Genomic DNA, 25461 nt, shown 5'->3' with positions numbered 1-25461 from the left:
TGTCGTGATTAATTCACAACACTTTCACAATTATACAAGGATTGAAATATATGAAGAACACCCATCGCTTTATACAACGACCTCTCTATGCATTTACAGTTGCAGCATTAGCAGGCACAAGTTTTATGTCAGTTGCTGCAGAGTCAGACGGAGCTGAAAAGGTCGAGCGTATTGAAGTTACAGGTTCTCGCATTAAGCGCTCAGATATTGAAGGGCCATCACCGGTTCAATCAATCAGTCGTGCAGACATCGATAACATGGGCTACGACAACCTACAACAACTATTAGAACGTATGCCAGTTGCAGGTAATGGTACTTTCTCTACTCGCGGTAATAACCAAGACTCTACAGCTAATGGTGCTGCAGCAGTCAGCCTTCGAGGCTTAGGCTCAGACGCAACATTGGTACTTATTAATGGCCGTCGTGTATCTATTAGCGCTTTTGCTGAAAGCATTACTAATTCGTTTGTTGATATCAACTCAATCCCTGTCTCTGCGATTGAGCGTATCGATATTTTAAAGGATGGCGCATCAGCTATTTATGGTTCTGATGCAGTTGCAGGTGTAGTTAATATTATCTTAAAAAAAGATATTAACGGCCTAGAGGTAAACCTTGGATATGGTGGCACTGACGGTCCTAACTACGAAGAAAAAACAGCAAGCCTAGTTTGGGGTACCAGTACAGAGAAAAGCAGCGCATCAATTATTATTGATTATTTTAACAATACCGCGCTCTCTTCTGATGAAATGGGCCGCCTAGGCACAGCAAACCAAGAACCATACGGTGGTATGGATTTTCGCTCATCCCGTGGCTTCCCAGGCTACTTCTATGTAGATGGTGAAAAAACCATTGATCCGGCCTGTCCGGCAGAAAATGCAACTGCAAGTGGCAGCTGCTTATTTGACTACGGCCCATATGGTTACGTAACTCCAGCATCTGAGCGTGTCGGTGCTATCTCACAATTTGAATATAACTTCGACAATGGTATTTCAGCTTTCTTAGAGGTTGCAGTACAACATAATACATCGCAAGCTGCAGGTGCACCAACGCCTCTTGATGAAGACGCAGGCCTTACCGTGCCAGCAAGCCACCCTAACAACCCGTTTGGCCAAGATATCGAAATTGGTCGCTACAGAACGGTAGATGCCGGCCCTCGCCAATGGGATATTGAATCAGATACGCTGCGTTTTGTTGCAGGCCTAAAAGGTGAGATCAGTGACTGGAGCTGGGAAGCCGCAGTGCAAAAAGGTCGCAGTAAATCAATGCAAACCGGTGACAGAAGCCAAGGTTGGGTGCGCACTGATTTCTTACAACAAGAAATCGATGCTGGTAACTATAACCCATTTGGTGGCACCTATAATGACCAAGCAGTGATTGACCGTATCACGACAAGCTTAGTGCGCCGTGGTGAGTCTCATATGACTTCATTTGATGCAAATATCAGTGGTGAAGCATTCAGCTTTGGCGATGATGTGGTGATGATGGCTGCTGGTATTGAATACCGTGAAGAAGATGTAAGCGATATTCCAGACGACCAATTCCAACGTGGTTTAATCTTTGGTACTGAATCTGTCTCAGCCGCTGCTGAACGCGACCAATACGCAGCATATATTGAGTTTTCAATTCCTTTAGCGGATAACCTAGAACTGCAATTAGCGGGTCGATACGATGACTACAGCGATTTTGGCTCAACAACAAACCCTAAAGTAGCTGTTCGCTGGGCACCAACTGATTCAATCACTGTGCGTGGCTCATGGGCTCAAGGTTTCCGCGCGCCTTCACTGGCACAAATTGGTTTAGGTCCATCTGAAGAGAGTCAGTTCTTTGTAGATACTTACCGTTGTCAGGCAACGGGACTTGACTGTAATGCGCTTGATTACAATATCCAATTTGCGGGTAACCCGAACCTTGAAGCTGAAGAATCAGAGTCATGGAATGTGGGTTTCATTTGGGCACCTACCGCTGAATTTGGTTTTGGAATCGATGTATGGAGCATTACTCAAGATAATAAGATTGACGAGCAAGAGTTCGGCCCTATTTACGATAACAACTGTAATGACCAAAACAGCACTGTGTGTGTGCGTTTAGCACCACAAAATGGTCAGAGTTTAGGTGTAATCCAAAAAGTTTACAGCACCTTTGAAAACGTTTCATCACAAGAGGTATCTGGTGTCGATGTATCGGCTAACTACACGCATGCGATGAACGATTATGGCTTCTTAAAATTCAATTTAGAATGGGCTTACCAAAACGAATTTAAGAAAGATGGCCGCGATTACACTGGCGAGTACCGTTACCCTGAAAACCGTTGGATTTTCTCAACAAACTGGGAAATGGGTGACTTCAATACTAATGTAAACGTTAGTTACACTGGCGAGTTTGAAGATACGCCAGATATCGACTTTGACGGTAATCTAGACTTTGATAGCAACACATCACGTATGGTTGATTCACAAACGCTAGTTGATTTACAAACTGCGTATAACTTCTCAGAGAAAATCAAACTTTCTGTGGGTGTGAATAACGTGTTTGATGAAGATCCTCCGTTTGCAATCGGTGATGGTGATGGCGACTTATATGGCTATGTATCAAGCGTACATAACCCACGTGGTCGTTATTTCTATACTAAGCTAACAATGCGCTTTAACTAATCTCGTTGAGCTTAAAAACAAAAACCCGCCAATTGGCGGGTTTTTTAATTCTTTAACTAAGGCCTAGATTATAGGTCACCTTCGTTTTCAGAAAGGAATTTAGCAACACCTGCAGGGCTTGCGTCCATACCTTTTTTACCTTCAGTCCAACCAGCTGGACATACTTCACCGTGCTCGCTGTGGAACGCTAGCGCGTCAACCATGCGGATCATTTCGTCGATGTTACGGCCTAGTGGAAGGTCGTTAACTACTTGGTGACGTACGTTACCTTCTTCGTCGATTAGGAAAGAACCACGGAAAGCAACACCTGCTTCTGGGTGCTCAACGTCGTATGCTTGACAGATTTCGTGTTTAACGTCTGCAACTAGTGCATATTTAACTTGACCAATACCACCGTCAGCAACGGCAGTGTTACGCCATGCATTGTGTGAGAATTGTGAATCGATAGAAACACCGATTACTTCAACGCCACGCTTTTGGAACTCTTCAAAACGCTTGTCGAAAGCGATTAGCTCTGAAGGACAAACGAAAGTGAAGTCTAACGGGTAAAAGAAGATAACTGCTTTTTTACCTTTGATAGTTTCTTTTAGGTTGAAGTTTTCAACGATTTCACCGTTACCAAGAACAGCTGCTGCAGTAAAGTCTGGTGCCTGACGGCCAACTAATACACCCATTTTTATCTCCAAATATTTGAGTTTATTTCCAATTGCCTATGCAATACTCACTTAGATATGGTTACTAAAAATCAAAAACCAAGAGTAAGTATTGATAATTTGCAAGATAGTTTAATGAGGTTACAGACAAATGAACAATCGAAAAAAACGATATGCTTAATCGGAAAAATTGATTCGCTATAAACGTGGATTGAGATAACTCTATATTAGTGTGCAAATTGACCCACAGAACACAAAAAACCCAGCTTTTAGCTGGGTCCTTAAATGAATATCAATACAGACGCTTAGTCCATGATATCTTCTGGCATATCACCACGGATTTGCTGCCAGATTTCACCTGTTTGATGACCATATTTACGCATCATAGAAATCGCACCGTCATGCTCACGACGCTCAGCAAGCTCTGTTAGGTCTTTATAAAACTGACGCGCTAATTCACGAGTACGTGAATCAGAGAAGTAATGGCAGCCAATTTTTGAGTAGAAACCTTTAAAACCATTTAAGATAAGCACATAGATACGATTATTACCTGCTACTGCTAATTCATGGTGAACTTTATAATCGTAATCAGCAAATGCTTGAGCACTGTCTTCAAGTTCTTCACTTTGCGATAAAATTTCAATTACACGCTCTGGGGCAAGTTTAATAGCCGCACGGGTATAAATTGCGCTGATATTAGTGCGAGCAGAAAGTAATTGGTCTGTAAGCTCTGGCATTTTGTCTTCATCAAGACGTGCTAGCGTCTCTAAAATGTTAAGACCCGAGGTTTCCCAGAAGTTATTTACACGGGTAGGTTTACCGTGTTGAATCGTTAGCCAGCCATCACGGGCTAGACGCTGAAGTACTTCACGTAAGGTTGTACGTGTTACACCAATCAGCTCTGACAATTCACGTTCAGCAGGAAGAATTGAGCCAGGCGGAAAGTCACCATTCCAAATAGATTCAACAATGTATTCTTCAGCAAAACCTGCTGGGCTTTTCGCTTTAAAAATTCTCATCCAATTTCCACTTGAGTTAGCAACTACTTTTACCGCATTTGGTGTTCAACTCACTGATTGTACCAGATGATCAGCAACTAACAAGTAAACTAACTCCGCAGTGCATAAAAATCTGTAAAATCTCGATAAATAAATGACCTTTTGGATTAAAAGTACACCAAATAACAATACTTTCGGTATATTGAATTTCCAAATATTAACAATAACAACCAGCACTATTAAAAGGTACGGCCATGCAGCAGCGCGTTTTACCAGCAATATTTAAAAATTTTTTGGGGACTTCACCACAGTGGTATAAATACACCATTATTGCGTTTTTACTAATCAACCCGGTGTTATTTCAACTTAACCCTTACCTGGCAGGATGGGTGTTAGTGCTAGAGTTTATTTTTACACTCGCCATGGCGCTTAAATGTTACCCGCTACAACCGGGAGGCTTATTAGCAATTGAGGCCTTATTTATCGGCATGACAACCGCCGGCCAAGTTGAACATGAAATAGTTCAGAATATCGATGTGATCCTGTTACTTATCTTTATGGTTGCCGGCATCTATTTTATGAAAGACTTGCTTTTGTATATCTTCACAAAGCTGGTTGTTTCGGTGCGAAGTAAAACCGTATTGTCGCTGTCGTTCACGATTGCTGCGGCTTTTTTATCTGCTTTCTTAGATGCGTTAACGGTGATGGCCGTTGTTATTGCTGTCGCGATGGGCTTTTACAGTATTTACCACAAGGTTGCATCAGGAAAAGACTCTAGCAGCGAGCATGATATTAATGACGATAACCAAGTTCGCCCTGTCAATCGTCAGGAGCTTGAAGAGTTTCGTGCTTTTCTTCGTAACTTATTAATGCATGCATCAATTGGTACTGCCTTAGGCGGTGTTTGTACCATGGTAGGTGAGCCACAGAACTTGATCATTGCAGAGCGTGCTGGCTGGTTATTTGGCGAATTTTTCTTCCGAATGTTGCCTATTACTTTACCCGTTATGATCGCCGGTATTGCTACTACTTTCTTACTCGAAAAAACCAAAGCCTTTGGTTACGGCGCAAAACTCCCTGCCCCCATCCACACGATTTTATCGGATCATGCTAAAAAGCTTGAGAAAAAACGCACCACACGCGACAAAGTGAACCTAGCGATTCAAGCTTTCATTGCTGTTTGGTTGATCATAGGTTTAGCCCTTCACCTAGCCACTGTTGGTTTAATTGGTTTGTCTGTAATTATTTTTGCCACAGCCAGTGCTGGTATTATTGAAGAACACCAGTTAGGTAAAGCATTTGAAGAAGCCCTACCATTCACAGCATTACTTTGCGTTTTCTTCTCTATCGTTGCCGTTATTATTGACCAGCATTTATTTACACCTGTGATCGCATGGGTGCTTACCTTTGAAGGTCAGCTGCAACTAGTGATGTTCTTTATTGCCAACGGTATTCTGTCGATGGTCAGCGATAACGTTTTCGTGGGTACTGTGTATATCAATGAAGTGGCTGCTGCGTTACAGGCAGGTCAAATTACCCGTGATCAGTTTGATTTGTTAGCTGTAGCAATTAATACCGGTACCAACCTGCCAAGTGTTGCTACACCAAATGGACAAGCTGCATTCTTATTCTTGCTTACATCAACATTAGCCCCTGTGTTAAGGCTATCTTATGGACGCATGGTATACATGGCGCTACCTTATACCATAGTGTTGACGATTGTTGGCTTGAGCATGACCTTATTCAGCCTTTCAGATATGACTGACTTACTTTATCAATGGGGATTAATCAATCACCACAGCGGTGCGTTACCTGGCTCATTAGGTGGTCATTAAAACGATTATTTAAAACAAAACATTTGCAACTAAAAAGCCCGTTTGATGCGGGCTTTTTTGCTAGAGCTCTTTTTTGCTAAATAAGAGGCATTTAATCAAGTACTTTCGCGTCGTTTGCTTTATTAAGTAAGCTGCGGCTTTGCGTTAAGAAATGTGCAGTTGCATCAGAGAAGTATTCTTTTGCATCAGCAAATGCGGCAATCAATGATGCTTTATCCCCAGCTTTTAGCTTTTCTAGCGTGTCTGCAAAAGTATCTTGGTAGTTGGCAAGCAGTGCTTCTACATCGTCGAATTGCGCTAACATGATGTCAGAGTAAAGCTCTGGCGATTGGGCAAATAAGCGCCCTACCATCATTAACTCTAATTGATAAATGGGTGATGAGCAGCTGCGAAGCTCTGCAAGTGTATGGCTTTGCTTGGCAAGAAACTGGCCATATACAAAGGTTGTTAAGTGGCGCATAACCTGAATGATCTGCATTGCTTCATCGTGTTTTTTAGCATCCATTTCAACTACTTGACAGCCCCAAACTTGTAGTTGTGCCATTAACCCTTTAGCCACTTCATGATCTCGCCCTTCACACACGACGACCGTTTGCTTTACCCAGTGTGAAATATCTGGGCCAAACATGGGGTGTAAGCCAACTACTGGGCCGCTATGAGCCGCCATAAGTGCTTTTAAAGGCTTTTGCTTAACAGAGGTAATATCAACCAGCAAACAGTCATCATCAAGTGTTGGCAATGCTGCGACGATTTGCTCAAGTGCATTAATTGGCACACTGACAAGAACCAATTTTGCCCCTTTTAATATCGTTTCACTTTGTGCTTGCTGTGCTTTATCTAAAATACGCACTTCATAACCTGAACGAGTAAACTGTTGTGCAAACAACTGGCCCATTGCACCTTCACCACCAACAATTACAATAGGTGATAACTGAGGCGCAACACAAGCAAGGCTACCTTGCTGATTCTGATAAGCTTCACGCATCATACGGCGTAGGATGTCCTCAACTAACTCAGGGTTAACCCCTTGTGCGATTGCTTCTTGACGACGTGCCGCGAGTAAATCAGCCTCGCGATCAGGTGCATGTAATGGAGCACCGATTTGTTGCTTAATTGCGCCTATTTTTTCTGTAATCCCATTACGCTTTGCCAGTAATGCCACCAATTGCGCATCACATTCATCTATTCCTGCTCTTAAATCAGCTAGATCATTCACTGTTACCACGTTACCACACCTCAAACCCTTAAAACGTAAATATTTATATACAAAAAAGTAAAGCTTTTAATACAAATTATAGTAACAGGATAACAGCCAAAGCACAAAGCCCTAACGTGCATGTAGCATAGCTCATAAAGGGATAACAGATAATTTAGAAGGGAGTATTTCTCAGGGGAGAGAAATTTTTTTGTGGTATAAAAACCAAAACGGGTTGCAACCTAAGGCTGCAACCCGTTTTATTTTGCGTTGTAAAACAGCGCGTATTAGTTAAGTTTTTCTCTAATACGTGCAGATTTACCAGAACGCTCACGTAGATAGTAAAGTTTCGCACGGCGAACAGCACCGCGACGTTTAACTGAGATACTATCGATAAGAGGGCTGTGCGTTTGGAATACACGCTCAACACCTTCACCGCTCGAGATTTTACGAACTGTGAATGCTGAGTGAAGACCACGATTACGCTTAGCGATTACAACACCTTCAAAGGCCTGTAGACGCTCTTTGTTACCTTCTTTTACACGTACCTGTACAACTACTGTATCACCAGCGCCGAATGCTGGTACGTCTGTTTTAAGCTGCTCTTCTTCAAGCGCTTTAATAATATTTTGGTTTACTTTTGCCATTATATTTCTCACTTTCCTAGGTGTAACTGTCTTCTAGCCACAAGCTTGTTGGTACTCTTGCTGAAATTCAGCAAGGAGTGCCGCTTGCTCCTCAGTCAGAGCTAGGTTATGCAACAAGTCAGGACGACGAAGCCAAGTTCTACCAAGTGATTGCTTTGTGCGCCACTTAGCGATTTCTTGGTGGTTTCCGCTGAGTAATACAGCAGGCACCTGTTTATCATCCAATGTCTCTGGCCGTGTATAGTGAGGACAATCAAGCAAGCCATTCGAAAATGAATCCTGCTCAGCTGACTGGTTATGACCTAACACCCCTGGTACTAATCGTGCTGCTGCATCAATTAGCGTCATCGCGGGTAGCTCACCACCACTTAAAATAAAATCACCAATTGACCATTCTTCGTCAACGTATGATTCTATAATTCGCTCATCTATACCTTCATAGCGACCTGCAATTAAAATCAGCTTTTCTGATTGTGCAAGCTCGCTTGCACCTTGCTGATCTAATTTGCGCCCTTGCGGTGACATATAAATTACTTTTGCACCATCACCTGCCGCTTTTTTAGCGTCAAGGATAGCTTGTTTCAATGGTTCAACCATCATTAACATGCCAGGACCGCCCCCGTAAGGACGATCATCCACAGTTCTATGCTTATCAGTAGCATAGTCACGTGGGTTCCAACAGTTAAAGTCGATTAGACCATTTTTAACTGCGCGACCTGTTACCCCTTGGGTGGTAATCGCATCAAACATGTCCGGGAAAAGGCTTATCACCCCTACCCATAGCGAACTCGTTTGTGACATTAAAACCCTGGGTCCCAGTCTACGGTAATTTCTCTTGCATCATGTTTAACTTCTTTAATAACAGAATCTGTTAAGAAAGGAATTAAACGCTCTGCTTGGCCAAATGCATCTTTTTTGTTTGCTTTCACAACCAAAACGTCATTTGACCCTGTCTCCATTAGGTCATCAACAGTGCCTAAGTTATAACCTTTATCAGTTACAACAGACATGCCGATCAGATCTCGCCAATAGAATTCACCTTGCGGTAATTCTGGTAGCTGCGCTGCATCTACTGAGATTTCTGCATTGGTTAAAGCCATTGCTTCGTCTCGGTCGTTTACTTGCGCAACTTTAGCGATAAAGCCTTTGTTGTGGCGACGCCAGTCGACCACTTCTAAGGTCTGCCATTTACCTTGTTGCCCTATCAACCATGGGCTGAAATCGAAGATCCCTTCGGGATCATCAGTAAATGAATGCACCTTAAGCCAGCCCTTTATACCATACGGGGCACCGAGCTTTCCTACTGTAATATACGAGGTGTTCTCTTGACTCATGGTTACTCTTACGCCTATTAAGCCGCTTTACGAGCGTCTTTAACTAACTTAGCTACGCGATCTGAAAGAGATGCGCCTTGACCTACCCAGTGATCAACACGAGATAAATCTAAACGTACTTTTTCTTCCTGACCAGAAGCGATTGGGTTAAAGAAACCTACTTTCTCGATGAAGCGACCGTCACGCGAGAAACGGCTATCCGCAACCACAATTTGATAGAAAGGGCGTTTTTTAGCGCCACCACGTTGCAAACGAATAGTTACCATACCGTCCTCTACATTAGATTGACTGTTTTCATTAATAAGATTTACTCCCCAGTACGGGAAGCTGGGGAATTGTACGAGTTTTTTGCAACATTGCAAGTAAGAACTGCTGCAAAATGTAAGTTTAGTTGATTAAACACTGATCTGGGCTTTAAATCTTACATGCAGCTAACAACTACGCATAAATTATCTACAAAAAAAGGAGCTATATGCTCCTTTTTATACACTTAATAGACAGCACTATTAAAATTTAGGGCCGCCACCCATCATACCTGGTGGTAACATGCCTTTCATGCCGCGCATCATTTTCTTCATGCCACCTTTGCCTTTCATCTTCTTCATCATCTTCTGCATTTGCGTAAATTGCTTAAGCAGTTTATTGATTTCTTGCACCTGAGTGCCAGAACCTGCAGCAATACGTTTTTTACGTGAGCCTTTGATGATTTCCGGGCGAGCACGCTCTTTTGGCGTCATAGAGTTGATGATAGCTTCCATTTGTACGAAAGTTTTATCACCCATCTGGCCTTTTACAGCGTCTGGTAGGTTTTGCATGCCTGGCAGCTTATCAAGCATCGACATCATACCGCCCATGTTCTTCATCTGACGAAGTTGCTCAGCAAAGTCATCTAATGTGAAACCATCGCCTTTAAATACTTTTTCGGCAACTTTAGCGGCTTTCTCTTTATCTACTTTCATTTCGACTTCTTCGATTAATGAAAGTACATCACCCATACCTAGGATACGAGAAGCAATACGGTCAGGGTGGAATGGTTCAAGAGCATCAGTGCGCTCACCCACACCCATAAACTTAATTGGCTTACCGGTAATATGACGAATCGATAATGCAGCACCACCACGGGCATCACCATCGGTCTTAGTTAAGATCACACCACTTAGAGGAAGCGCCTCATCAAATGCTTTTGCAGTGTTTGCCGCATCTTGACCTGTCATCGCATCAACAACGAACAAGGTTTCGATTGGGTTAATCGCGCTGTGAAGTGCTTTGATCTCGTCCATCATGTCGTTATCGACGTGTAAACGACCTGCGGTATCAACTAATACCACATCAATGAATTTCTTCTTCGCGTGCGAAATCGCATTGTTTGCAATATCAACCGGCTTTTGTGAAATGTCACTTGGGAAGAACTCAACACCCACTTCATCAGCAAGTGTTTCAAGCTGTTTGATTGCTGCCGGACGGTAAACGTCAGCACTCACAACTAATACAGATTTCTTTTTACGCTCTTTTAAGAATTTAGCTAGTTTACCAACACTGGTCGTTTTACCAGCACCTTGTAAACCCGCCATCATCACGACCGCTGGCGGCTGTGCATTAAGGCTTAGCTCTTCATTAGCTTCACCCATGGCTTTTTCAAGTTCTTCACGAACAATCTTTATAAAGACTTGGCCAGGGCTTAAGCTCTTTGTTACTTCAACACCTACAGCGCGTTCTTTAACTTGCTTAACGAACTCACGAACAACAGGTAATGCTACGTCCGCTTCCAAAAATGCCATGCGGACTTCGCGTAATGTATCTTTTATATTGTCTTCAGTTAGGCGTCCGCGGCCACTGATATTTTTTAAGGTTTTACCTAAGCGTTCTTGGAGATTCTCAAACATGTAAAGGTTCCGATAAAACGTGTTGCACCTGCAATGTACATAAATCAAACAAGTTTGGCGACAATACAGGCAATATTAAAATTTAATTCCTAGCAGTATACCGTAAATGGTGGTCGACAATACAGTGTTCAAGTGTGCAGTTTGAGTTTCTTTTTACAAACTCTATGCTTTTGCCTTGCTATAAAATACAATGGCATCAAAGAGACAAGGATTTATCGATATAAATTAAGTGGCCAAAACACGATGATTATTAGTTTAACTATTATTGCTAGTTTGTTTTATGTGTTAGCAACGTCACATGTGCTATCACGCCTTTTTCACAAACAAGGTCCAAGCCAAAAACTCACAGTCATTCTTAGCACTGTGGCTATCCTTGCTCATATGCTATTACTGGTTAATTCAGTTTTTCGTGCTGACGGCCAAGATTTAAGTATCGTCAACGTTGCCTTATTAACCTGTTGGGTCATTGTGGTGTCGGTGACTGCTGTGTCTCTCAAATTCCCCGCGACTTTATTGTTGCCAGTTGTTTATGGTTTTGCAGCCTTACTGACCCTTGCCAGTTTGTTTATACCGCATCATGTGATTTTACAGTCAATCGATGTTGAGCTTGGTTTAGTTACTCACATATCGTTATCACTGCTAGCCTATTGTGTTTTGATAATCTCAACACTTTATGCAGTCCAGTTCTACTTTATTGATAAGCGCCTCAAACGCAAAGACTTGGCAATTGTACACAGCCACCTCCCTCCTTTGATGGTGGTTGAGCGTCAGCTATATCAATTACTCACGCTGGGTACTATCTTACTGACTTTTGCTCTCCTTTCTGGGTTCATCTTCTTAGAGGGAATGTTTGCCAGTGAGTTTATCCACAAAACGGTCTTATCATTAATTGCTTGGCTAATTTTCACTGTGGTCACTGTAGGTCATTTACGCCAAGGCTGGCGTGGTAAGCCTGTGGTATTTTCGATCATGATAGCCGCTTTTATCTTGTCACTTGCTTATTTTGGCAGCCGTTTCATCCAAGAAGTGGTTCTAAATAAGTTTTAACTTGACTCAGCAAGCTGTCTCTAGCTTAATATGCACTGATTTATAAAAAAAGGATCCATCCTTGGACGACATATCGACTAGTACCCTGTTTATTATATTGGGATTATTGATACTTATTTCTGCTTATTTTTCTGGTTCTGAAACTGGAATTATGTCAATCAACCGTATTCGCCTGCGTCATCTTGCTAAAGAAGATCACCGTGCAGCGAAGCGCGTCAGCAAACTATTAAGTCGCCCTGACAGACTCATTGGTCTGATCTTAATTGGTAATAACCTTGTAAACATCGCTGCAGCACAGGTTGCAACGATTATTGGTATTCGTTTGTATGGTGATCTCGGTATCGCTATTGCAACCGGCGCGCTAACACTGGTTGTTTTAATCTTTGCCGAAGTAACGCCAAAAACACTTGCTGCGCTATACCCAGAGAAGGTTGCTTTTCCAAGCTCAATTGTGCTCAAAGGCCTTTTGAAAATCCTTTTCCCGTTTGTGGTTATCGTAAACTGGATGACCAACGGCATGTTACGCTTGTTTGGCATTACCACAGCACAAATTGAAGAGCACAGCTTAAGTAAAGAAGAATTAAAAACGGTGGTGAACGAATCAGGTGCACTATTACCTGCTCGCCACCAAAGCATGCTGACTTCAATTTTAGATTTAGAGCAAGTCACTGTTGAAGATATCATGATCCCACGCAACGAAATTGTTGCTATTGATATCAATGATGATTGGAAGCTTATCAGCCGCCAACTTACTCATGCACAGCACACCCGTGTACTGTTGTATCGTGACCAAATTGATGATGCTGTTGGCTTTATTCACTCACGTGATGCACTGCGTCTATTAACGAAAGAGCAGTTTGATAAACCATCACTACTGCGTGCGGTACGTGAAATCTACTTTATTCCTGAAGGCACATCACTGAACACGCAACTACTTAAGTTTCAGCAATCAAAAGAACGTATTGGCTTAGTTGTCGATGAGTATGGTGATATTCAAGGTCTAGTAACCCTTGAAGATATTCTTGAAGAAGTAGTGGGTGATTTCACTACAACGCAAACGCGTACACCGAGTGAAGAAGTAACAGAGCAAGATGATGGCTCAGTACTTGTTGATGGCGGTGCCAATATTCGTGATTTAAATAAAGAAATGGGTTGGGAGCTACCGATTGATGGCCCGAAAACGCTAAGTGGTTTAATTGTTGAATACTTAGAGGACATCCCAGACTCAAACCTAAGTTTGCGTATTGCCGGATACCCTATTGAAGTTATCGAGATAAAAGAAAATATGGTGAAGTTAGTTAAAGTTATTCCAAGCAAACGTACAGAATAATTTTCTACACCATCTAAACAAAAGGAGTAGCTTGCTACTCCTTTTTTGTTACTTATAGCTGAATTACCTCTGAAGATTCACATTTTATTAGCTATCCCGCACACCCGAACACGAATTCCTCTACTATTATTTTCTTTTGCATATATTGATATAAAAGGGAAAATAATGGACGAAATATCAATCGAGAAAATCTATAACCAAGCTATCGAATTGCTGATGCTTTACGGGCCAAAGTTTATTCTAGCAATACTGGTTTTAATTATAGGTTGGTGGTTAATTGGTAGAATTGCTAATATGGCCGAAAAATCAATGAACAAGGTCAAGTTTGAAGTTGGCCTTACGCACTTTTTAGTCTCCTTTATCTCGGTCATTTTAAAAGTACTGTTGCTGATATCTGTTGCTTCTATGATTGGCATAGAAACCACGTCGTTTATCGCAATGCTAGGTGCTGCAGGCCTTGCGGTCGGCATGGCTCTTCAAGGTAGCCTTGCTAACTTTGCAGGTGGCGTGCTTATCCTGTTCTTTAAGCCTTTTAAAGTTGGCGATGTAATCGAAGCGCAAGGCTACATGGGTACAGTTGTTGAGATACAAATTTTTGTCACTGTTTTACTCACCTACGACAATGAAAAAATCATTATTCCTAATGGCACGCTATCAAATGGCTGCGTTAAGAATAAGTTTTCAGAGCCAACACACCGCGTTGCTATCGAATTTGGCATTAGTTATGGAGATAATGTCCATAAAGCCCGTGATGTGCTTATGAGCGTGCTTAATGACTATGATTTAATACTAAAAGATATAGAAGATAAAAAACCATCGGTTCATGTTAGCCAGCACGGTGAAAGCCATATTGGCATGTTGGTATGGGCGTGGGTTGAGTCTGATAACTACTGGCCAGTGTATTTTGGCTTATACGAACGCGTTAAAATTGCCTTTGACGCCGCTGATATCACTATTCCATTCCCGCAAAGGGATGTTCACATTCACCAGTTCCCTGGTAAATAGCTAACAAAAAGCCCGCTAATTGATGCGGGCTTTCAATTTATGCATTAACTAAATAAGCGTTCAAACCAGTTTTTGTCTAAATCGGCTTCACACTTTTTAAGTTGTGCGCCATAGCGGCTAGCTCGATGTTTAACTTTATTAGCAACGCTCATTAGCCATTTTTTACTTTTATAAGTGCCTCGCTTATAGCCGCCCCACCCTTCGTGGTAATTTAGGTACTGCGCGTAGGCGTCCCATTTCGATATACCATTTACTTTATGAGTTTTGTAAACGAACCAGGCCATAAAATCGATAGCATCATCAAAATCATCTCTGTCTGCACCGCTGTTACCTGTTTCACGAATGTAATCTGACCATGTTGGGGTTTTTGCTTGAGAGTAGCCATATGCAGAGCTAGCACGTCCGATTGGAATTACCCATAAGAAGTATTCCATTGGTGGCGCTGCATCATGGCGGAATGAGCTTTCTTGATACATCATGCTCATTAGCACATGTTTTGGCGAACCCCATTTTTCTTGTGCATCACGAGCATCGTAATACCAGTCAGGTTTTTCTTCAAAAATCTTACATATATCATGAGGTTGCTCAGGGGGAGCCGTTGCACAACCAGCCAAAGATGCGGCCAGCGATAAAATAATTATACTTTTTTTCATTTTTTTATGGATCTCGCTGAACTTTTTCTCATCAGGTCAGTCTGAACTTATGAATGCAGCAGTATAGCATTGTTTCATCCCTGAAGAATCTTTGACGCAGCCTCCCTAGGCTGCGTTTTTTTATGCCTTCACCATACTAAGCTTTAGCAAAATAGTCATCTAAAAATTCAGTGAAAGATACACTGTCTGCCGCTTTAACTTCACGCTCTTTAAGCACAGAGTCAACCGCTTGCTTTGCCAAAAATGCTTGATCATAAAATTGGTAATCAGCATCAAGGTGGCTTTGCTTGTACTGCTGTGCAAGTGCTAAAGCGAAATGACCATTATCCTGGTTCTCTTTTGCCAGCGCACTAACATATTTGCCAGAGAACGTTTTACTTGGGCTGTTCACCCAGGTTGCAAGCTCAGCTATGGTTTCGCTGTAATAACTCACGCCATATGCATTATCCATGTAACGGGCAACCTCAGATAGCTGAGTAAAAATTGTCTCGGCCCAATCAGTTAGACGCACCATCTCCCCCTGCTTGTTGAGCATTAGCTCTGGGTCTCGACCTTCATTGACAACCGCATCAAGGTTAGTGGTACTTAATTTTTGCTCTTGCCAATCCATTTCTGGCGAGTCATTCAAGAGGCAATAAGTTAAGAATACGTCTAAGAAACGAATTTGTTGTAAATCGATACCCGTTTCGCTAAACGGGTTAACATCAAGCGCACGTACCTCGATGTATTCTATACCGCCGCGAAGTAATGCATCGGTTGGTGTTTCGCCCGATGCTGCATTGCGCTTAGGACGAATTGGCGAGTAAAACTCGTTTTCGATTTGCAGAATATTTTTATTTAATTGCTTTGGCTCAGCACTCGTGTAGTCATCTATATGGCCATAAATATCTGATGGTGTATGAATCGCCTCTTTTAAGCCTGCTACATATTCTTCGAGTGAGTTATACATAACACGTAAAGACGATTGTGCACTGTTAGTGTAACCAAGGTTACCCAAACGCAGCGCTGTACCCACTTCTAAGTAAAGGGTACCTTTACCTAGCTTTTTGAATGGTAAATCAGTCGCGCGCCCTTGTAAGAATGAACTACATAATGCTGGTGATGCACCAAATAAAAAGCTGATCAACCAAAGCTCACGCTTAAAGTTACGAATAAGCCCTAAATAGCCATTCGAAATAGACTCAGCTAATGTACCTTGGTTGCCGTTTAAGCTATACAGGCTTTGCCATAAGCTCTCTGGGAAAGAGATATTAAAATGCACACCGGCAATGGCCTGCATCATGCTGCCATAACGGTTCTTTAAGCCTTCACGGTAAAGTGTTTTCATGCGGCCAATGTTTGAGTCACCAAACTGTGCGAGTACAATGTCATCTTGATGTTCAATAAAGCATGGCATACTAATCGGCCATAACAGCTCATCGCCCATCTGCGATAAGGTGAACTTTTGCAAGTCTTTTAGCTGCGCGAGTGTTTGCTCTGCAGATGTACTAACCGGAGTGATAAATTCTAAAAGTGATTCTGAAAAATCAGTGGTGACATGATCATTCGTTAAAGCGCTACCTACGCCTTGTGGATGACCTTGCTGTGAGATAACACCACTTGGTTTTATCCTTAATGCTTCTCGCTCGATACCACGTTGAATCCCATTAATTGCGTTAGGAAATTGTGCCGTTAACGCTTCTAGCGTTTTATTTAAATCATGTTTTATCAAAAATGCTTCCTCGAGCCGCGTGGCTTTAATCCTAAGTGTATGGGGGCAAAAAACAATTACTCAAGTCAGAAATATCAGTTTCATTATTTACCCATACACTTGAAGCTCAATCTTGCCATTGTGAGTCACAATATACAATTGCTTTGGTGGCACTTCATTGTTGCTAAAACGGTTAAAAATACAATTTAGGCTTTTTCCTTGAGGATATTAGACCTTTTAACTAATATAAAAGACTGAGGCTAAACATAATAATTCAGGCAAGATATTGTTTTAGATCAAAGGGAAGATGAAATTATTAAAAGTTTCACAGTTAACACTATGTCCCCCCTTCCCTTACATTTTTCTGAGACTATAATCCGCACACCATAAAAAAGTATATTTCGAGGACTCATATGCGTCGTGGGCAAGAAATCGTCAATCAAGAAGTGACATACTCAGATAATCAAGAGCTTGTCTCTACCACAGATTTACGCGGTGTAATCACATACGTAAATAAGGAATTTTGTACTATAGCAGGTTACACCGAAGAAGAGCTTCTCGGAAAAAATCATAATATTGTACGCCACCCTGATATGCCTAAAGCGGCATTTAAAGAGATGTGGGAAAAACTTAAAGAGGGCCACTCTTGGCGTGGCATGGTAAAAAACCTCTGTAAAGATGGTCGCTACTATTGGGTTGATGCGTTCGTTACACCTATATATGAACATGGCCAGTTAGTTGGCTATCAATCAGTGCGTACCAAACCATCTGAGCAATTAAAAACCCGTGCGATGGCCCTTTACACTAAAATTAATGACGGTAAATCAGTCGCATCATTTCGTGAGAATATTTCACTTAGACAAATAGTGTCTGCGATTTTATTAATTGCAGGCATTGTTGGTTTAGCTGTGGCCGCCTCATGGATGATTGCTTTAACCGCCTGTGTCCTTGTAGTACTACTTTTTGCTTTAAATTATGACGAACTCGTAGTTACGCCAAGACATTTAAAGCAGCAACGTGCAGAGTTTGATTCAGTATCACGTTATGTGTATTCGGGCTCGCACCCATTTAGTATTGCTGCCTATAATCAGCAAATGCTGTTCGCTAAGCTTAGAACTGTATTAGGTCGTGTTAAAGACTCTACTTACTCATTTAAAGACATTGCTACCAACTTAGATAAACAATCGTCACTAACCGAGCAAGGTATTGCTGCACAAGGCCAACGTTTAAGTGATATTGCTACGGCAATGACACAAATGAGTGCAACTATCGGCGAGATTTCAGCTAATACCCATCACACTGCTGATAAGGTTAAAACCACTTACCAAAGCTGTAACGATATCAAACTGCATATTGAAGATAATAGCAGCATGGTGACTGATCTAGCTAACCAAGTAGAGCAAGCAGCCACTACCGCTAATTCTCTTGCTAGTGAAGCCGACAAAATAGGCCAAGTAATGAGTGAGATTGAAGGCATTGCTGAACAAACGAACTTATTAGCGCTGAATGCAGCAATTGAGGCAGCACGTGCCGGTGAACATGGCCGTGGTTTTGCGGTTGTAGCAGATGAAGTACGCGCACTTTCTTCACGCACGCAAAATGCGACGGCACAAATTCATAGCTCAATTAAAGAGATCCAAGATACGTTATTTAGCTGGTCTAAAGTGATGCAATCAACTAAAGCGCAAGCAGATAGTTGTGTTGATACGACTGCTCACACTCAAACTGAGCTTGCGAGCATCTTCGCACAAATTGATGAAATATCAGGCCTTGCGACGGAGATTTCGACGGCTGCTGAGGAACAACAAGTTGTCAGCACCGATATACGCGAAAATGTAGAAAGCATTAAAGGACACAGCGAAGAGAACTTAAAGCTTAGCTACAACGTGGCTAAAGATGCAGCGGGGCTTGTTGAAGGCTCACGCAAAGTTAACGATATGCTGTTAACCTTTAAAGTTTAAACTTAACTGATACAAAAAAGCCGCATCATAATTGATGCGGCTTTTGTTTTTAGGGCTAATTAACGACTCGAGAAAACAAGTCCATTCTCATCAGCATCAATATGGATGATGGCACCTGGTTGGTAATCCCCTCCGAGCAGGCGCTGTGCTAATGGGTTTTCAATGGTATGTTGAATAGCACGTTTTAAAGGCCTTGCCCCATACACAGGATCAAAACCACTTTCAGCGATGCGGTCTAAAGCTGCATCCGTAACTTCAAGAATGTAGCCTTTTTCAGTTAATCGCTCACGTAGCTTACTTAACTGAATATCTGCAATTTCCTTAATGTGCTCATTAGCAAGTGGATGGAATACCACGGTTTCGTCGATTCGGTTAATAAACTCAGGGCGGAACTGACTAACTAATACGCCCATCACTTTTTCTTTTAACCCGGCATAATCATTTGAACCTGCTTGCTCTTGGATAATATCTGAACCCAAGTTAGAGGTCATGATGATCACCGTATTTTTAAAATCAACGGTACGGCCCTGACCATCCGTTAAGCGCCCATCATCAAGAACTTGCAGTAAGATGTTAAATACATCAGGGTGCGCTTTTTCGACTTCATCCAATAAAATGACGGAATACGGACGACGGCGTACCGCTTCAGTTAAATAGCCACCCTCTTCATAGCCAACATAACCCGGAGGTGCACCGACTAAACGTGCCACCGAATGTTTCTCCATAAACTCCGACATATCAATGCGCACCATGGCATCTTCAGTGTCAAACATGAAGCTGGCGAGTGCTTTGGTCAGCTCAGTTTTACCCACCCCTGTTGGGCCTAAGAATAAGAATGAGCCGATTGGGCGATTTGGATCAGCAAGCCCTGCGCGAGAACGACGAATTGCATTTGCAACAGCTACAACAGCTTCATCTTGACCAATCACTTTGTGGTGTAATTGATCTTCCATTTGCAGTAGCTTTTCACGTTCGCCTTGCAGCATTTTCGATACCGGAATACCTGTCCAACGCGATAAAATCTCAGCGATTTCGTCTTCACCTACTTGGTTTTTAAGCAAGCTCATTTCTTGCATTTCAGCTTGTGAAGCAAGGTCGAGTTTGCGCTCAAGTTCAGGAATACGACCATATTGAAGTTCAGACATACGCTGTAAATCGCTGGCACGACGCGCCACGTCTAAATCAAGGCGTGCCTGCTCAAGCTCTGCTTTGATAACTTGCGTGCCTTGCAGTGAGGCCTTCTCAGCATTCCACACTTCATCTAGTTCGCGGTATTGCGCTTCAAGTTCAGTGATCAGCTCTTGCATTTCGGTGCGGCGCTTTTGACTTGCTTCGTCTTTTTCTTTCGCCAACGCATTGTCTTCCAGTTTTAACTGAATAATACGACGCTCAAGTTTGTCTAAAGACTCTGGTTTTGAGTCAATTTGCAAACGAATTGAAGAACCCGCTTCGTCAATTAAATCTATTGCCTTATCTGGTAATTGGCGATCGCTGATGTAACGGTGCGACAACTGCGCCGCGGCAACAATGGCCGGATCGGTAATATCAACTGAGTGATGCAGCTCATAACGCTCTTTTAAACCACGTAAAATCGCAATGGTGTCTTCAACCGATGGTTCATCAACAAATACCTTTTGGAAACGACGCTCAAGTGCCGCATCTTTTTCAATGTATTGACGATACTCATCAAGAGTTGTAGCACCCACGCAATGTAACTCACCACGGGCAAGTGCAGGCTTTAACATATTACCCGCATCCATTGCACCGTCTGTTTTACCTGCGCCTACCATAGTATGAATTTCATCAATAAAGAGGATGACTTGGCCTTCTTCTTTGGCAAGTTCATTCAATACTGATTTTAAACGTTCTTCAAACTCACCACGGTATTTAGCGCCAGCAACCAAAGCACCTAAGTCGAGCGATAACACTCGCTTGTTTTTTAGGCCTTCAGGTACTTCACCATTGATAATACGTTGTGCAAGGCCCTCAGCGATCGCTGTTTTACCTACACCTGGCTCACCAATTAACACCGGATTATTTTTAGTTCGGCGCTGTAAAACTTGGATAGTACGACGAATTTCGTCATCACGACCAATAACAGGATCAAGCTTACCTTGCTCTGCTCGCTCAGTTAAATCGATGGTGAATTTTTTTAATGCCTGACGAGTTTCTTCAGCATTTGGGTCTTCTACTTTTTGGCCACCACGAATGGCTTCAATTGCAGATTCGATCTTGCTAGAAGTAATATTCAGCGCTTTAAAAATGTCACCTAATGGACCTTTATCATCACACGCGGCAAGAACAAACAACTCACTCGAAATGAATTTATCTTTTCGTTTTTGAGCATATTTATCGCATAAGTTAATTAATGAAATCAGGTTATTTGACAGCTGAACATCGCCACCAATACCTTCAACTTTAAACAGTTTCTCGATTTCTTGGGATAACTTGGTGTTTAACTCATCAGCACTCACACCTGCTTGTGCAAGTAACGCACGCACACTTGAACCATTTTGCTGAAGCAATGAATACATTAAATGCACAGGCTCAATAAATTGATGATCGCGCCCAAGTGCTAATGACTGCGCATCTGAAAGCGCAGATTGAAATTTACTTGTAAATCTATCTAAACGCATAAGGGTTTACCTATTAAAAAATCTAATTGCTTAATTAATGGGTATGCTTAGTGATTTGTTCAAGTAAAAGAAGAAAATTTAATCGCAAAAAAGGCGTATTAATTGCGCCAGATCAAGCTCGCCATACGGCCTGTTTGTCCGTCACGGCGATAAGAGAAAAACTGTGATTTTTCAGTAACAGTACAGTGCTCACCACCATACATTTTGACCACACCTAATTGTGCTAATTGCTGACGTGCTAATAAATAGATATCAGCCATGTATTTTTCATGTTTGGCTGTAAAAGCTTGTTGATGCTCTGGGTTTTGTGAGCAAAAACACTCTCTTACTTCTTGCCCGACTTCAAATTGTAAAGGACCAATAGCTGGGCCTAACCAAGCAATAATATCGCTTGCTGGCGCTTGAAAATGCGAAACCGTGTTTGCCAATATACCTTGCGCTAAACCACGCCAGCCACCATGTACAGCAGCGACTTCATCCCCAGAACTCGAACAAAGTAGTACCGGCAAACAGTCTGCTGTCATTATAGCAAGCGGCTGCTTTACTAAACGGGTGTAGAGCGCATCAGCAGAGCGTAGTTCGCTTAAATCAGACTCTTCATCAATCACGACTACATCGCTGCTATGTGTTTGGTTTAACCACACAGCAGGATTAGGCAGCTGATTTGCAAGTAAGGCACGATTTGCAAGCACGGCTTGCTCATCATCACCAACATGTAAACCCACATTAAAACTATCAAAGGGTGCAACCGAAACACCACCCTGTCGGGTGGTACTCAGCGCGCTAACAGAGTTTGGTGCAGTCCATGCTGGTTTGAACATAACGCTTAGAACTCGATATTTGGGTTTGCTTTAGTATCAGCGCGTAATGCTTCTGTCATAGCTGCCATATCATCTGGAATTGGCGCTTGCCAAGTCATTAGCTCACCTGTAATTGGGTGTGCAATTGATAGCTTAACAGCATGTAATGCTTGGCGTTTAAAGTCGCGTAGCATTTGAAACAGCTCAGGTGTAGCACCTTTTGGCGGGCGCGGACGACCACCATACAGTTGATCGCCAACTAATGGATGATTTAAATAAGCCATGTGTACACGGATTTGGTGAGTACGGCCTGTTTCTAGGCGTAAACGTAAGCGTGTATGTGCACGGAATTTTTCTGCAACACGATAATGCGTCACAGCTGGTTTGCCCATTTCATGCACGGCCATGTGAGTACGTTTTGTTGCATGGCGACCAATTGGTTTTTCAACCATGCCACCTGCTGTCATTGTGCCATTACAGATTGCTTCGTATTCACGGGTGAAGTTTTCACGCTTTTGTAAAGCAGAAACTAAATGAGTTTGTGCCGGAATTGTTTTCGCCACCACCATTAAACCGGTGGTGTCTTTATCTAGACGATGCACAATACCTGCACGAGGCACATTAATGATGTCAGGATAATGATGTAGCAAAGCATTTAATACCGTGCCATCTGGGTTACCCGCCCCTGGATGTACTACTAATCCCATAGGTTTATTGATCACCAAAATATCATCGTCTTCATAAACGATGTTTAATTTGATATTTTGTGCCTCGTATTCACGAGGGGCTTCGATGGTTGTTTCAACACTCACCGTTTCGCCACCGAGTAGTTTTTCGCGCGGTGTGTTTAATATTTCGCCGTTTACTGTGATTTTATCATCCAAAATCCACGTTTTTATGCGTGAACGAGAATAATCAGGGAACAATTGCGCTAATACTTGGTCTAGACGTTTACCGCCAAGGTCAATTGGAACCTCGGCTTGGAGAGAAATTTGCTCTGACATTAGTAACTTTACCCAATTTACCAGTGCAAGCTGTGCTCGACTGGGTTAGAATCGCTTTAATATAATACGTATAGTTTACTCGGTTTTCCTCACTTGGCCTAGCCGAAGACATCGAAGGTAAGAAATAAAATGATAAATAAAATAGGGAAACGTGCGTTCGCCATAGTTTTTTCAGTATCTGTACTTGGCTTAGGTGCCTGTTCATCAGCACCAGACCAAGAAGATATCCAACGCGTTCCTAATAAATCTGCGCAAGCTTTATATGAAGATGCAAAACAAACATTAGATTCTGGCTTGTATGCTCGTGCAATTGAGCTATTAAGTGCTATTGATTCTCGCTATCCTTTTGGTCCTTTATCAAAACAAGTACAAATGGACTTAGTATTTGCGCATTATCAAGCAGGTAATACTGAGCAAGCACTAGCAACTATCGACCGTTTCATTCGTTTAAACCCAAACCACAAAGATTTAGACTACATGTATTACATGCGTGGCTTGGTAAACATCAAAGCGGATGAAAACGCATTCCAAGAATATTTTGGTGTAGACCGTGCCGACAGAGACGCAAATCGTACTCGTGTCGCATTTACTGATTTATCAACACTTTTAAAGCGTTTTCCTAACAGTGCCTACGCACCAGAAGCGAAAAAACGTTTAGTATGGCTACTGAATAAAATGGCACGCTACGAGTTAAAAGTTGCTGAATACTACTATGAGCGTGAGGCATACCTTGCTGCAGCAAACCGTGGTAAATATGTGGTTGAGCACTACTCACAAAGCAGCTACCTTGATCAAGCACTAGAGATCATGGAAAAAAGCTACAACAAGCTGGGTTTACCTGAGTTGAGCGAACACGCTAAAGCGACGCGAGAAGCTAACAAGCGTTAAAATAGACTAAAAGCAAAAAAGGCGCCTTAGGCGCCTTTTTTAATGTTTGCGGTTAATTTAAATTTGTATTAAATCGCATCTTCATCTTCTTCAGCGGTACGAATACGTACTACACGCTCAACGTCAGTGACAAAGATTTTACCGTCACCAATTTTACCAGTTTGCGATGTTTTAACGATAACATCGATAGCACGGTCAACATCTTCGTCGCTTAATACGATATCTAGTTTTACCTTAGGTAAAAAGTCCACCATGTACTCAGCACCGCGATAAAGCTCGGTATGTCCTTTTTGACGGCCAAAGCCTTTTACTTCACTTACCGTCATACCTGTGATGCCCACATCTGATAATGCTTCGCGTACATCATCAAGCTTAAATGGTTTAATAATTGCTTCGATTTTTTTCATTTTCGGGTTACTTATTATTTCTCGATTGCCTCGATTTTAGACAATCCCATTGCTGATGGCAAACAAAGCTATGAATTACGGTGATTAAATCAGCAATCATGATATTATTAAACAAAGTGATTCAAAATAGAGACAACAATGAAATCATTACAACGGGGTTTTACATTATTAGAGCTGATGGTCACGCTTGCTATTGTGGGTATCGTTGCACTGATAGCACTATGGGATAGCTCAGATATGCTTGAAAATGACCGAGCTGAGAGCTACTTATTAGAATTAAAACGTACACTCAGCTTTGCACGAGCAAAAGCAACAAGTAGTGATGCAATTATTGTTGTTTGTAGTGGCAACACTTCAAGAGTTGAAAGTAACAGACGAGTTCCATGCTTAAACGATTGGAGCCAAGGTACTGTATTCGTCTTTTTCGATTCAAACCAAAATGGTGTTTACAACCCAAGAGTTGGCGATATCATTTTAAGAGTCATGGAAGAAGTTCCAGAGAACAGTCAGTTAAATTTCACTGGTGATAACTTTATCACATTTGATACCAGCGGGATGCTCACGTCAAATACTGGAAAATTCACTTACTGCCCTTCAAAAGCTGATGACGATAATAACAAACAACTTGAGGTATTTGCCTCAGGGACTGCTTTATATATTGGCAGTACGACAGATGGCTGTAATTAAGCTTCAGAAATTGACAGCCCACCTTCTCGAATTATAGTTAAATAAACAGCCGCAAATTTGGAATCTTCAAGGATGAAGGCATTTACAACTCTGCGCAGCCTCAACGGAGCGACGTTAATTGAAAGCCTCGTAGTGCTATCAATTATATCACTCCTGC

The 25461-nt window shown here is 42.1% G+C and carries 22 protein-coding genes; 8 read left to right on the top strand and 14 right to left on the bottom strand.

Annotated features, from left to right (window positions below):
• Window positions 1–125: 125 nt before the first annotated feature.
• Window positions 126–2651 carry a TonB-dependent receptor gene (locus tag AADY36_RS05490; RefSeq protein WP_446728738.1) on the top strand — a complete coding sequence of 842 codons (2526 nt, stop codon included), beginning with the start codon at window positions 126–128 and terminating at the stop codon, window positions 2649–2651.
• Window positions 2652–2719: 68 nt separating this feature from the next.
• Here AADY36_RS05490 and AADY36_RS05485 read toward each other — a convergent pair whose 3' ends face one another.
• The gene (locus tag AADY36_RS05485) at window positions 2720–3325 is read right to left on the bottom strand and encodes a peroxiredoxin C (protein ID WP_054561886.1); all 606 of its coding nucleotides are present in this window, start codon (window positions 3323–3325) and stop codon (window positions 2720–2722) included.
• Window positions 3326–3609: 284 nt separating this feature from the next.
• Window positions 3610–4323, bottom strand: a complete 714-nt coding sequence (gene fadR, locus AADY36_RS05480) for a fatty acid metabolism transcriptional regulator FadR (RefSeq protein ID WP_054561887.1) — start codon at window positions 4321–4323, stop codon at window positions 3610–3612.
• 233 nt (window positions 4324–4556) lie between these two features.
• On the opposite strand from fadR, the gene nhaB reads away from it, so the two are divergent.
• On the top strand, window positions 4557–6137 hold the full coding sequence (nhaB, locus tag AADY36_RS05475; RefSeq protein ID WP_054561888.1) for a sodium/proton antiporter NhaB: 1581 nt from the start codon (window positions 4557–4559) through the stop codon (window positions 6135–6137).
• Window positions 6138–6228: 91 nt separating this feature from the next.
• On the opposite strand, the gene tyrA is transcribed toward nhaB, so the two are convergent.
• The 6 genes from tyrA to ffh all read right to left on the bottom strand — a co-directional run bounded on the left by tyrA (window position 6229) and on the right by ffh (window position 11196).
• On the bottom strand, window positions 6229–7362 hold the full coding sequence (gene tyrA, locus AADY36_RS05470) for a bifunctional chorismate mutase/prephenate dehydrogenase (RefSeq protein ID WP_054561889.1): 1134 nt from the start codon (window positions 7360–7362) through the stop codon (window positions 6229–6231).
• Between the two features lie 257 nt (window positions 7363–7619).
• A complete protein-coding gene (gene rplS / locus AADY36_RS05465) occupies window positions 7620–7979 on the bottom strand; it encodes a 50S ribosomal protein L19 (RefSeq protein ID WP_054551733.1) in 360 nt (119 codons plus the stop codon).
• Between the two features lie 33 nt (window positions 7980–8012).
• Window positions 8013–8780, bottom strand: coding sequence for a tRNA (guanosine(37)-N1)-methyltransferase TrmD (gene trmD, locus AADY36_RS05460; RefSeq protein WP_342408630.1), 768 nt, complete (start codon window positions 8778–8780; stop codon window positions 8013–8015).
• Window positions 8780–9313, bottom strand: a complete 534-nt coding sequence (gene rimM, locus AADY36_RS05455; RefSeq protein WP_054561890.1) for a ribosome maturation factor RimM — start codon at window positions 9311–9313, stop codon at window positions 8780–8782. Before rimM ends, trmD begins: the two co-directional genes overlap by 1 nt.
• 17 nt (window positions 9314–9330) lie before the next feature.
• Window positions 9331–9579, bottom strand: a complete 249-nt coding sequence (gene rpsP / locus AADY36_RS05450; RefSeq protein ID WP_054551736.1) for a 30S ribosomal protein S16 — start codon at window positions 9577–9579, stop codon at window positions 9331–9333.
• 240 nt (window positions 9580–9819) lie between these two features.
• A complete protein-coding gene (ffh, locus tag AADY36_RS05445) occupies window positions 9820–11196 on the bottom strand; it encodes a signal recognition particle protein (RefSeq protein ID WP_054551737.1) in 1377 nt (458 codons plus the stop codon).
• A gap of 243 nt (window positions 11197–11439) precedes the next feature.
• Here ffh and AADY36_RS05440 point away from each other — a divergent pair, with 243 nt between their 5' ends.
• The 3 genes from AADY36_RS05440 to AADY36_RS05430 all read left to right on the top strand — a co-directional run bounded on the left by AADY36_RS05440 (window position 11440) and on the right by AADY36_RS05430 (window position 14578).
• Entirely contained in the window at window positions 11440–12243 is an 804-nt protein-coding gene (locus AADY36_RS05440; RefSeq protein ID WP_054551738.1) for a cytochrome C assembly family protein, read from the top strand.
• 61 nt (window positions 12244–12304) lie between these two features.
• Window positions 12305–13573 carry an HlyC/CorC family transporter gene (locus AADY36_RS05435; RefSeq protein ID WP_130051057.1) on the top strand — a complete coding sequence of 423 codons (1269 nt, stop codon included), beginning with the start codon at window positions 12305–12307 and terminating at the stop codon, window positions 13571–13573.
• Between the two features lie 165 nt (window positions 13574–13738).
• Window positions 13739–14578 (top strand): mechanosensitive ion channel family protein, encoded by an 840-nt coding sequence (locus tag AADY36_RS05430; protein ID WP_054561892.1) that lies wholly within the window; start codon window positions 13739–13741, stop codon window positions 14576–14578.
• A gap of 44 nt (window positions 14579–14622) precedes the next feature.
• On the opposite strand, the gene AADY36_RS05425 is transcribed toward AADY36_RS05430, so the two are convergent.
• Window positions 14623–15231, bottom strand: coding sequence for a transglycosylase SLT domain-containing protein (locus AADY36_RS05425; protein ID WP_054551741.1), 609 nt, complete (start codon window positions 15229–15231; stop codon window positions 14623–14625).
• 136 nt (window positions 15232–15367) lie between these two features.
• Complete coding sequence (gshA, locus tag AADY36_RS05420) at window positions 15368–16942, bottom strand: glutamate--cysteine ligase (RefSeq protein WP_342408629.1); 1575 nt, start codon at window positions 16940–16942, stop codon at window positions 15368–15370.
• Between the two features lie 392 nt (window positions 16943–17334).
• Here gshA and AADY36_RS05415 point away from each other — a divergent pair, with 392 nt between their 5' ends.
• Complete coding sequence (locus tag AADY36_RS05415; protein ID WP_342408628.1) at window positions 17335–18882, top strand: methyl-accepting chemotaxis protein; 1548 nt, start codon at window positions 17335–17337, stop codon at window positions 18880–18882.
• A 59-nt stretch (window positions 18883–18941) separates the two neighbouring features.
• On the opposite strand, the gene clpB is transcribed toward AADY36_RS05415, so the two are convergent.
• The 3 genes from clpB to rluD all read right to left on the bottom strand — a co-directional run bounded on the left by clpB (window position 18942) and on the right by rluD (window position 23322).
• Complete coding sequence (gene clpB / locus AADY36_RS05410) at window positions 18942–21518, bottom strand: ATP-dependent chaperone ClpB (protein WP_054561895.1); 2577 nt, start codon at window positions 21516–21518, stop codon at window positions 18942–18944.
• 98 nt (window positions 21519–21616) lie between these two features.
• Window positions 21617–22339 carry a peptidoglycan editing factor PgeF gene (gene pgeF / locus AADY36_RS05405; protein WP_239963326.1) on the bottom strand — a complete coding sequence of 241 codons (723 nt, stop codon included), beginning with the start codon at window positions 22337–22339 and terminating at the stop codon, window positions 21617–21619.
• Window positions 22340–22344: 5 nt separating this feature from the next.
• The gene (gene rluD, locus AADY36_RS05400; RefSeq protein ID WP_239963327.1) at window positions 22345–23322 is read right to left on the bottom strand and encodes a 23S rRNA pseudouridine(1911/1915/1917) synthase RluD; all 978 of its coding nucleotides are present in this window, start codon (window positions 23320–23322) and stop codon (window positions 22345–22347) included.
• A gap of 129 nt (window positions 23323–23451) precedes the next feature.
• On the opposite strand from rluD, the gene AADY36_RS05395 reads away from it, so the two are divergent.
• Window positions 23452–24210 carry an outer membrane protein assembly factor BamD gene (locus tag AADY36_RS05395; protein ID WP_054561898.1) on the top strand — a complete coding sequence of 253 codons (759 nt, stop codon included), beginning with the start codon at window positions 23452–23454 and terminating at the stop codon, window positions 24208–24210.
• A gap of 68 nt (window positions 24211–24278) precedes the next feature.
• Here the strand turns inward: AADY36_RS05395 and AADY36_RS05390 are convergent, their stop codons facing one another.
• The gene (locus tag AADY36_RS05390; protein WP_054551748.1) at window positions 24279–24617 is read right to left on the bottom strand and encodes a P-II family nitrogen regulator; all 339 of its coding nucleotides are present in this window, start codon (window positions 24615–24617) and stop codon (window positions 24279–24281) included.
• A gap of 138 nt (window positions 24618–24755) precedes the next feature.
• Here AADY36_RS05390 and AADY36_RS05385 point away from each other — a divergent pair, with 138 nt between their 5' ends.
• Entirely contained in the window at window positions 24756–25304 is a 549-nt protein-coding gene (locus tag AADY36_RS05385; protein WP_055197039.1) for a GspH/FimT family pseudopilin, read from the top strand.
• The last annotated feature ends 157 nt before the right edge of the window (window positions 25305–25461 follow it).

This window comes from Pseudoalteromonas sp. D15MCD-2 (assembly GCF_038562745.1).
GTDB lineage: Bacteria > Pseudomonadota > Gammaproteobacteria > Enterobacterales > Alteromonadaceae > Pseudoalteromonas.
The sequence above is the reverse complement of the archived record's forward strand: the minus strand, read 5'-3'. Positions and strand labels throughout refer to the sequence as shown.

Bases quoted from the DNA above. Each gene is read 5' to 3' on its own strand.
- rpsP (WP_054551736.1), bottom strand. From the start codon at position 9,579: ATGGTAACTATTCGTTTGCAACGTGGTGGCGCTAAAAAACGCCCTTTC.
- AADY36_RS05440 (WP_054551738.1), top strand. From the start codon at position 11,440: ATGATTATTAGTTTAACTATTATTGCTAGTTTGTTTTATGTGTTAGCA.
- AADY36_RS05385 (WP_055197039.1), top strand. From the start codon at position 24,756: ATGAAATCATTACAACGGGGTTTTACATTATTAGAGCTGATGGTCACG.
- AADY36_RS05485 (WP_054561886.1), bottom strand. From the start codon at position 3,325: ATGGGTGTATTAGTTGGCCGTCAGGCACCAGACTTTACTGCAGCAGCT.
- rimM (WP_054561890.1), bottom strand. From the start codon at position 9,313: ATGAGTCAAGAGAACACCTCGTATATTACAGTAGGAAAGCTCGGTGCC.
- fadR (WP_054561887.1), bottom strand. From the start codon at position 4,323: ATGAGAATTTTTAAAGCGAAAAGCCCAGCAGGTTTTGCTGAAGAATAC.
- trmD (WP_342408630.1), bottom strand. From the start codon at position 8,780: ATGTCACAAACGAGTTCGCTATGGGTAGGGGTGATAAGCCTTTTCCCG.
- rluD (WP_239963327.1), bottom strand. From the start codon at position 23,322: ATGTCAGAGCAAATTTCTCTCCAAGCCGAGGTTCCAATTGACCTTGGC.
- ffh (WP_054551737.1), bottom strand. From the start codon at position 11,196: ATGTTTGAGAATCTCCAAGAACGCTTAGGTAAAACCTTAAAAAATATC.
- clpB (WP_054561895.1), bottom strand. From the start codon at position 21,518: ATGCGTTTAGATAGATTTACAAGTAAATTTCAATCTGCGCTTTCAGAT.
- AADY36_RS05415 (WP_342408628.1), top strand. From the start codon at position 17,335: ATGCGTCGTGGGCAAGAAATCGTCAATCAAGAAGTGACATACTCAGAT.
- AADY36_RS05395 (WP_054561898.1), top strand. From the start codon at position 23,452: ATGATAAATAAAATAGGGAAACGTGCGTTCGCCATAGTTTTTTCAGTA.
- pgeF (WP_239963326.1), bottom strand. From the start codon at position 22,339: ATGTTCAAACCAGCATGGACTGCACCAAACTCTGTTAGCGCGCTGAGT.
- AADY36_RS05430 (WP_054561892.1), top strand. From the start codon at position 13,739: ATGGACGAAATATCAATCGAGAAAATCTATAACCAAGCTATCGAATTG.
- nhaB (WP_054561888.1), top strand. From the start codon at position 4,557: ATGCAGCAGCGCGTTTTACCAGCAATATTTAAAAATTTTTTGGGGACT.
- AADY36_RS05490 (WP_446728738.1), top strand. From the start codon at position 126: ATGTCAGTTGCTGCAGAGTCAGACGGAGCTGAAAAGGTCGAGCGTATT.
- AADY36_RS05425 (WP_054551741.1), bottom strand. From the start codon at position 15,231: ATGAAAAAAAGTATAATTATTTTATCGCTGGCCGCATCTTTGGCTGGT.
- rplS (WP_054551733.1), bottom strand. From the start codon at position 7,979: ATGGCAAAAGTAAACCAAAATATTATTAAAGCGCTTGAAGAAGAGCAG.
- AADY36_RS05390 (WP_054551748.1), bottom strand. From the start codon at position 24,617: ATGAAAAAAATCGAAGCAATTATTAAACCATTTAAGCTTGATGATGTA.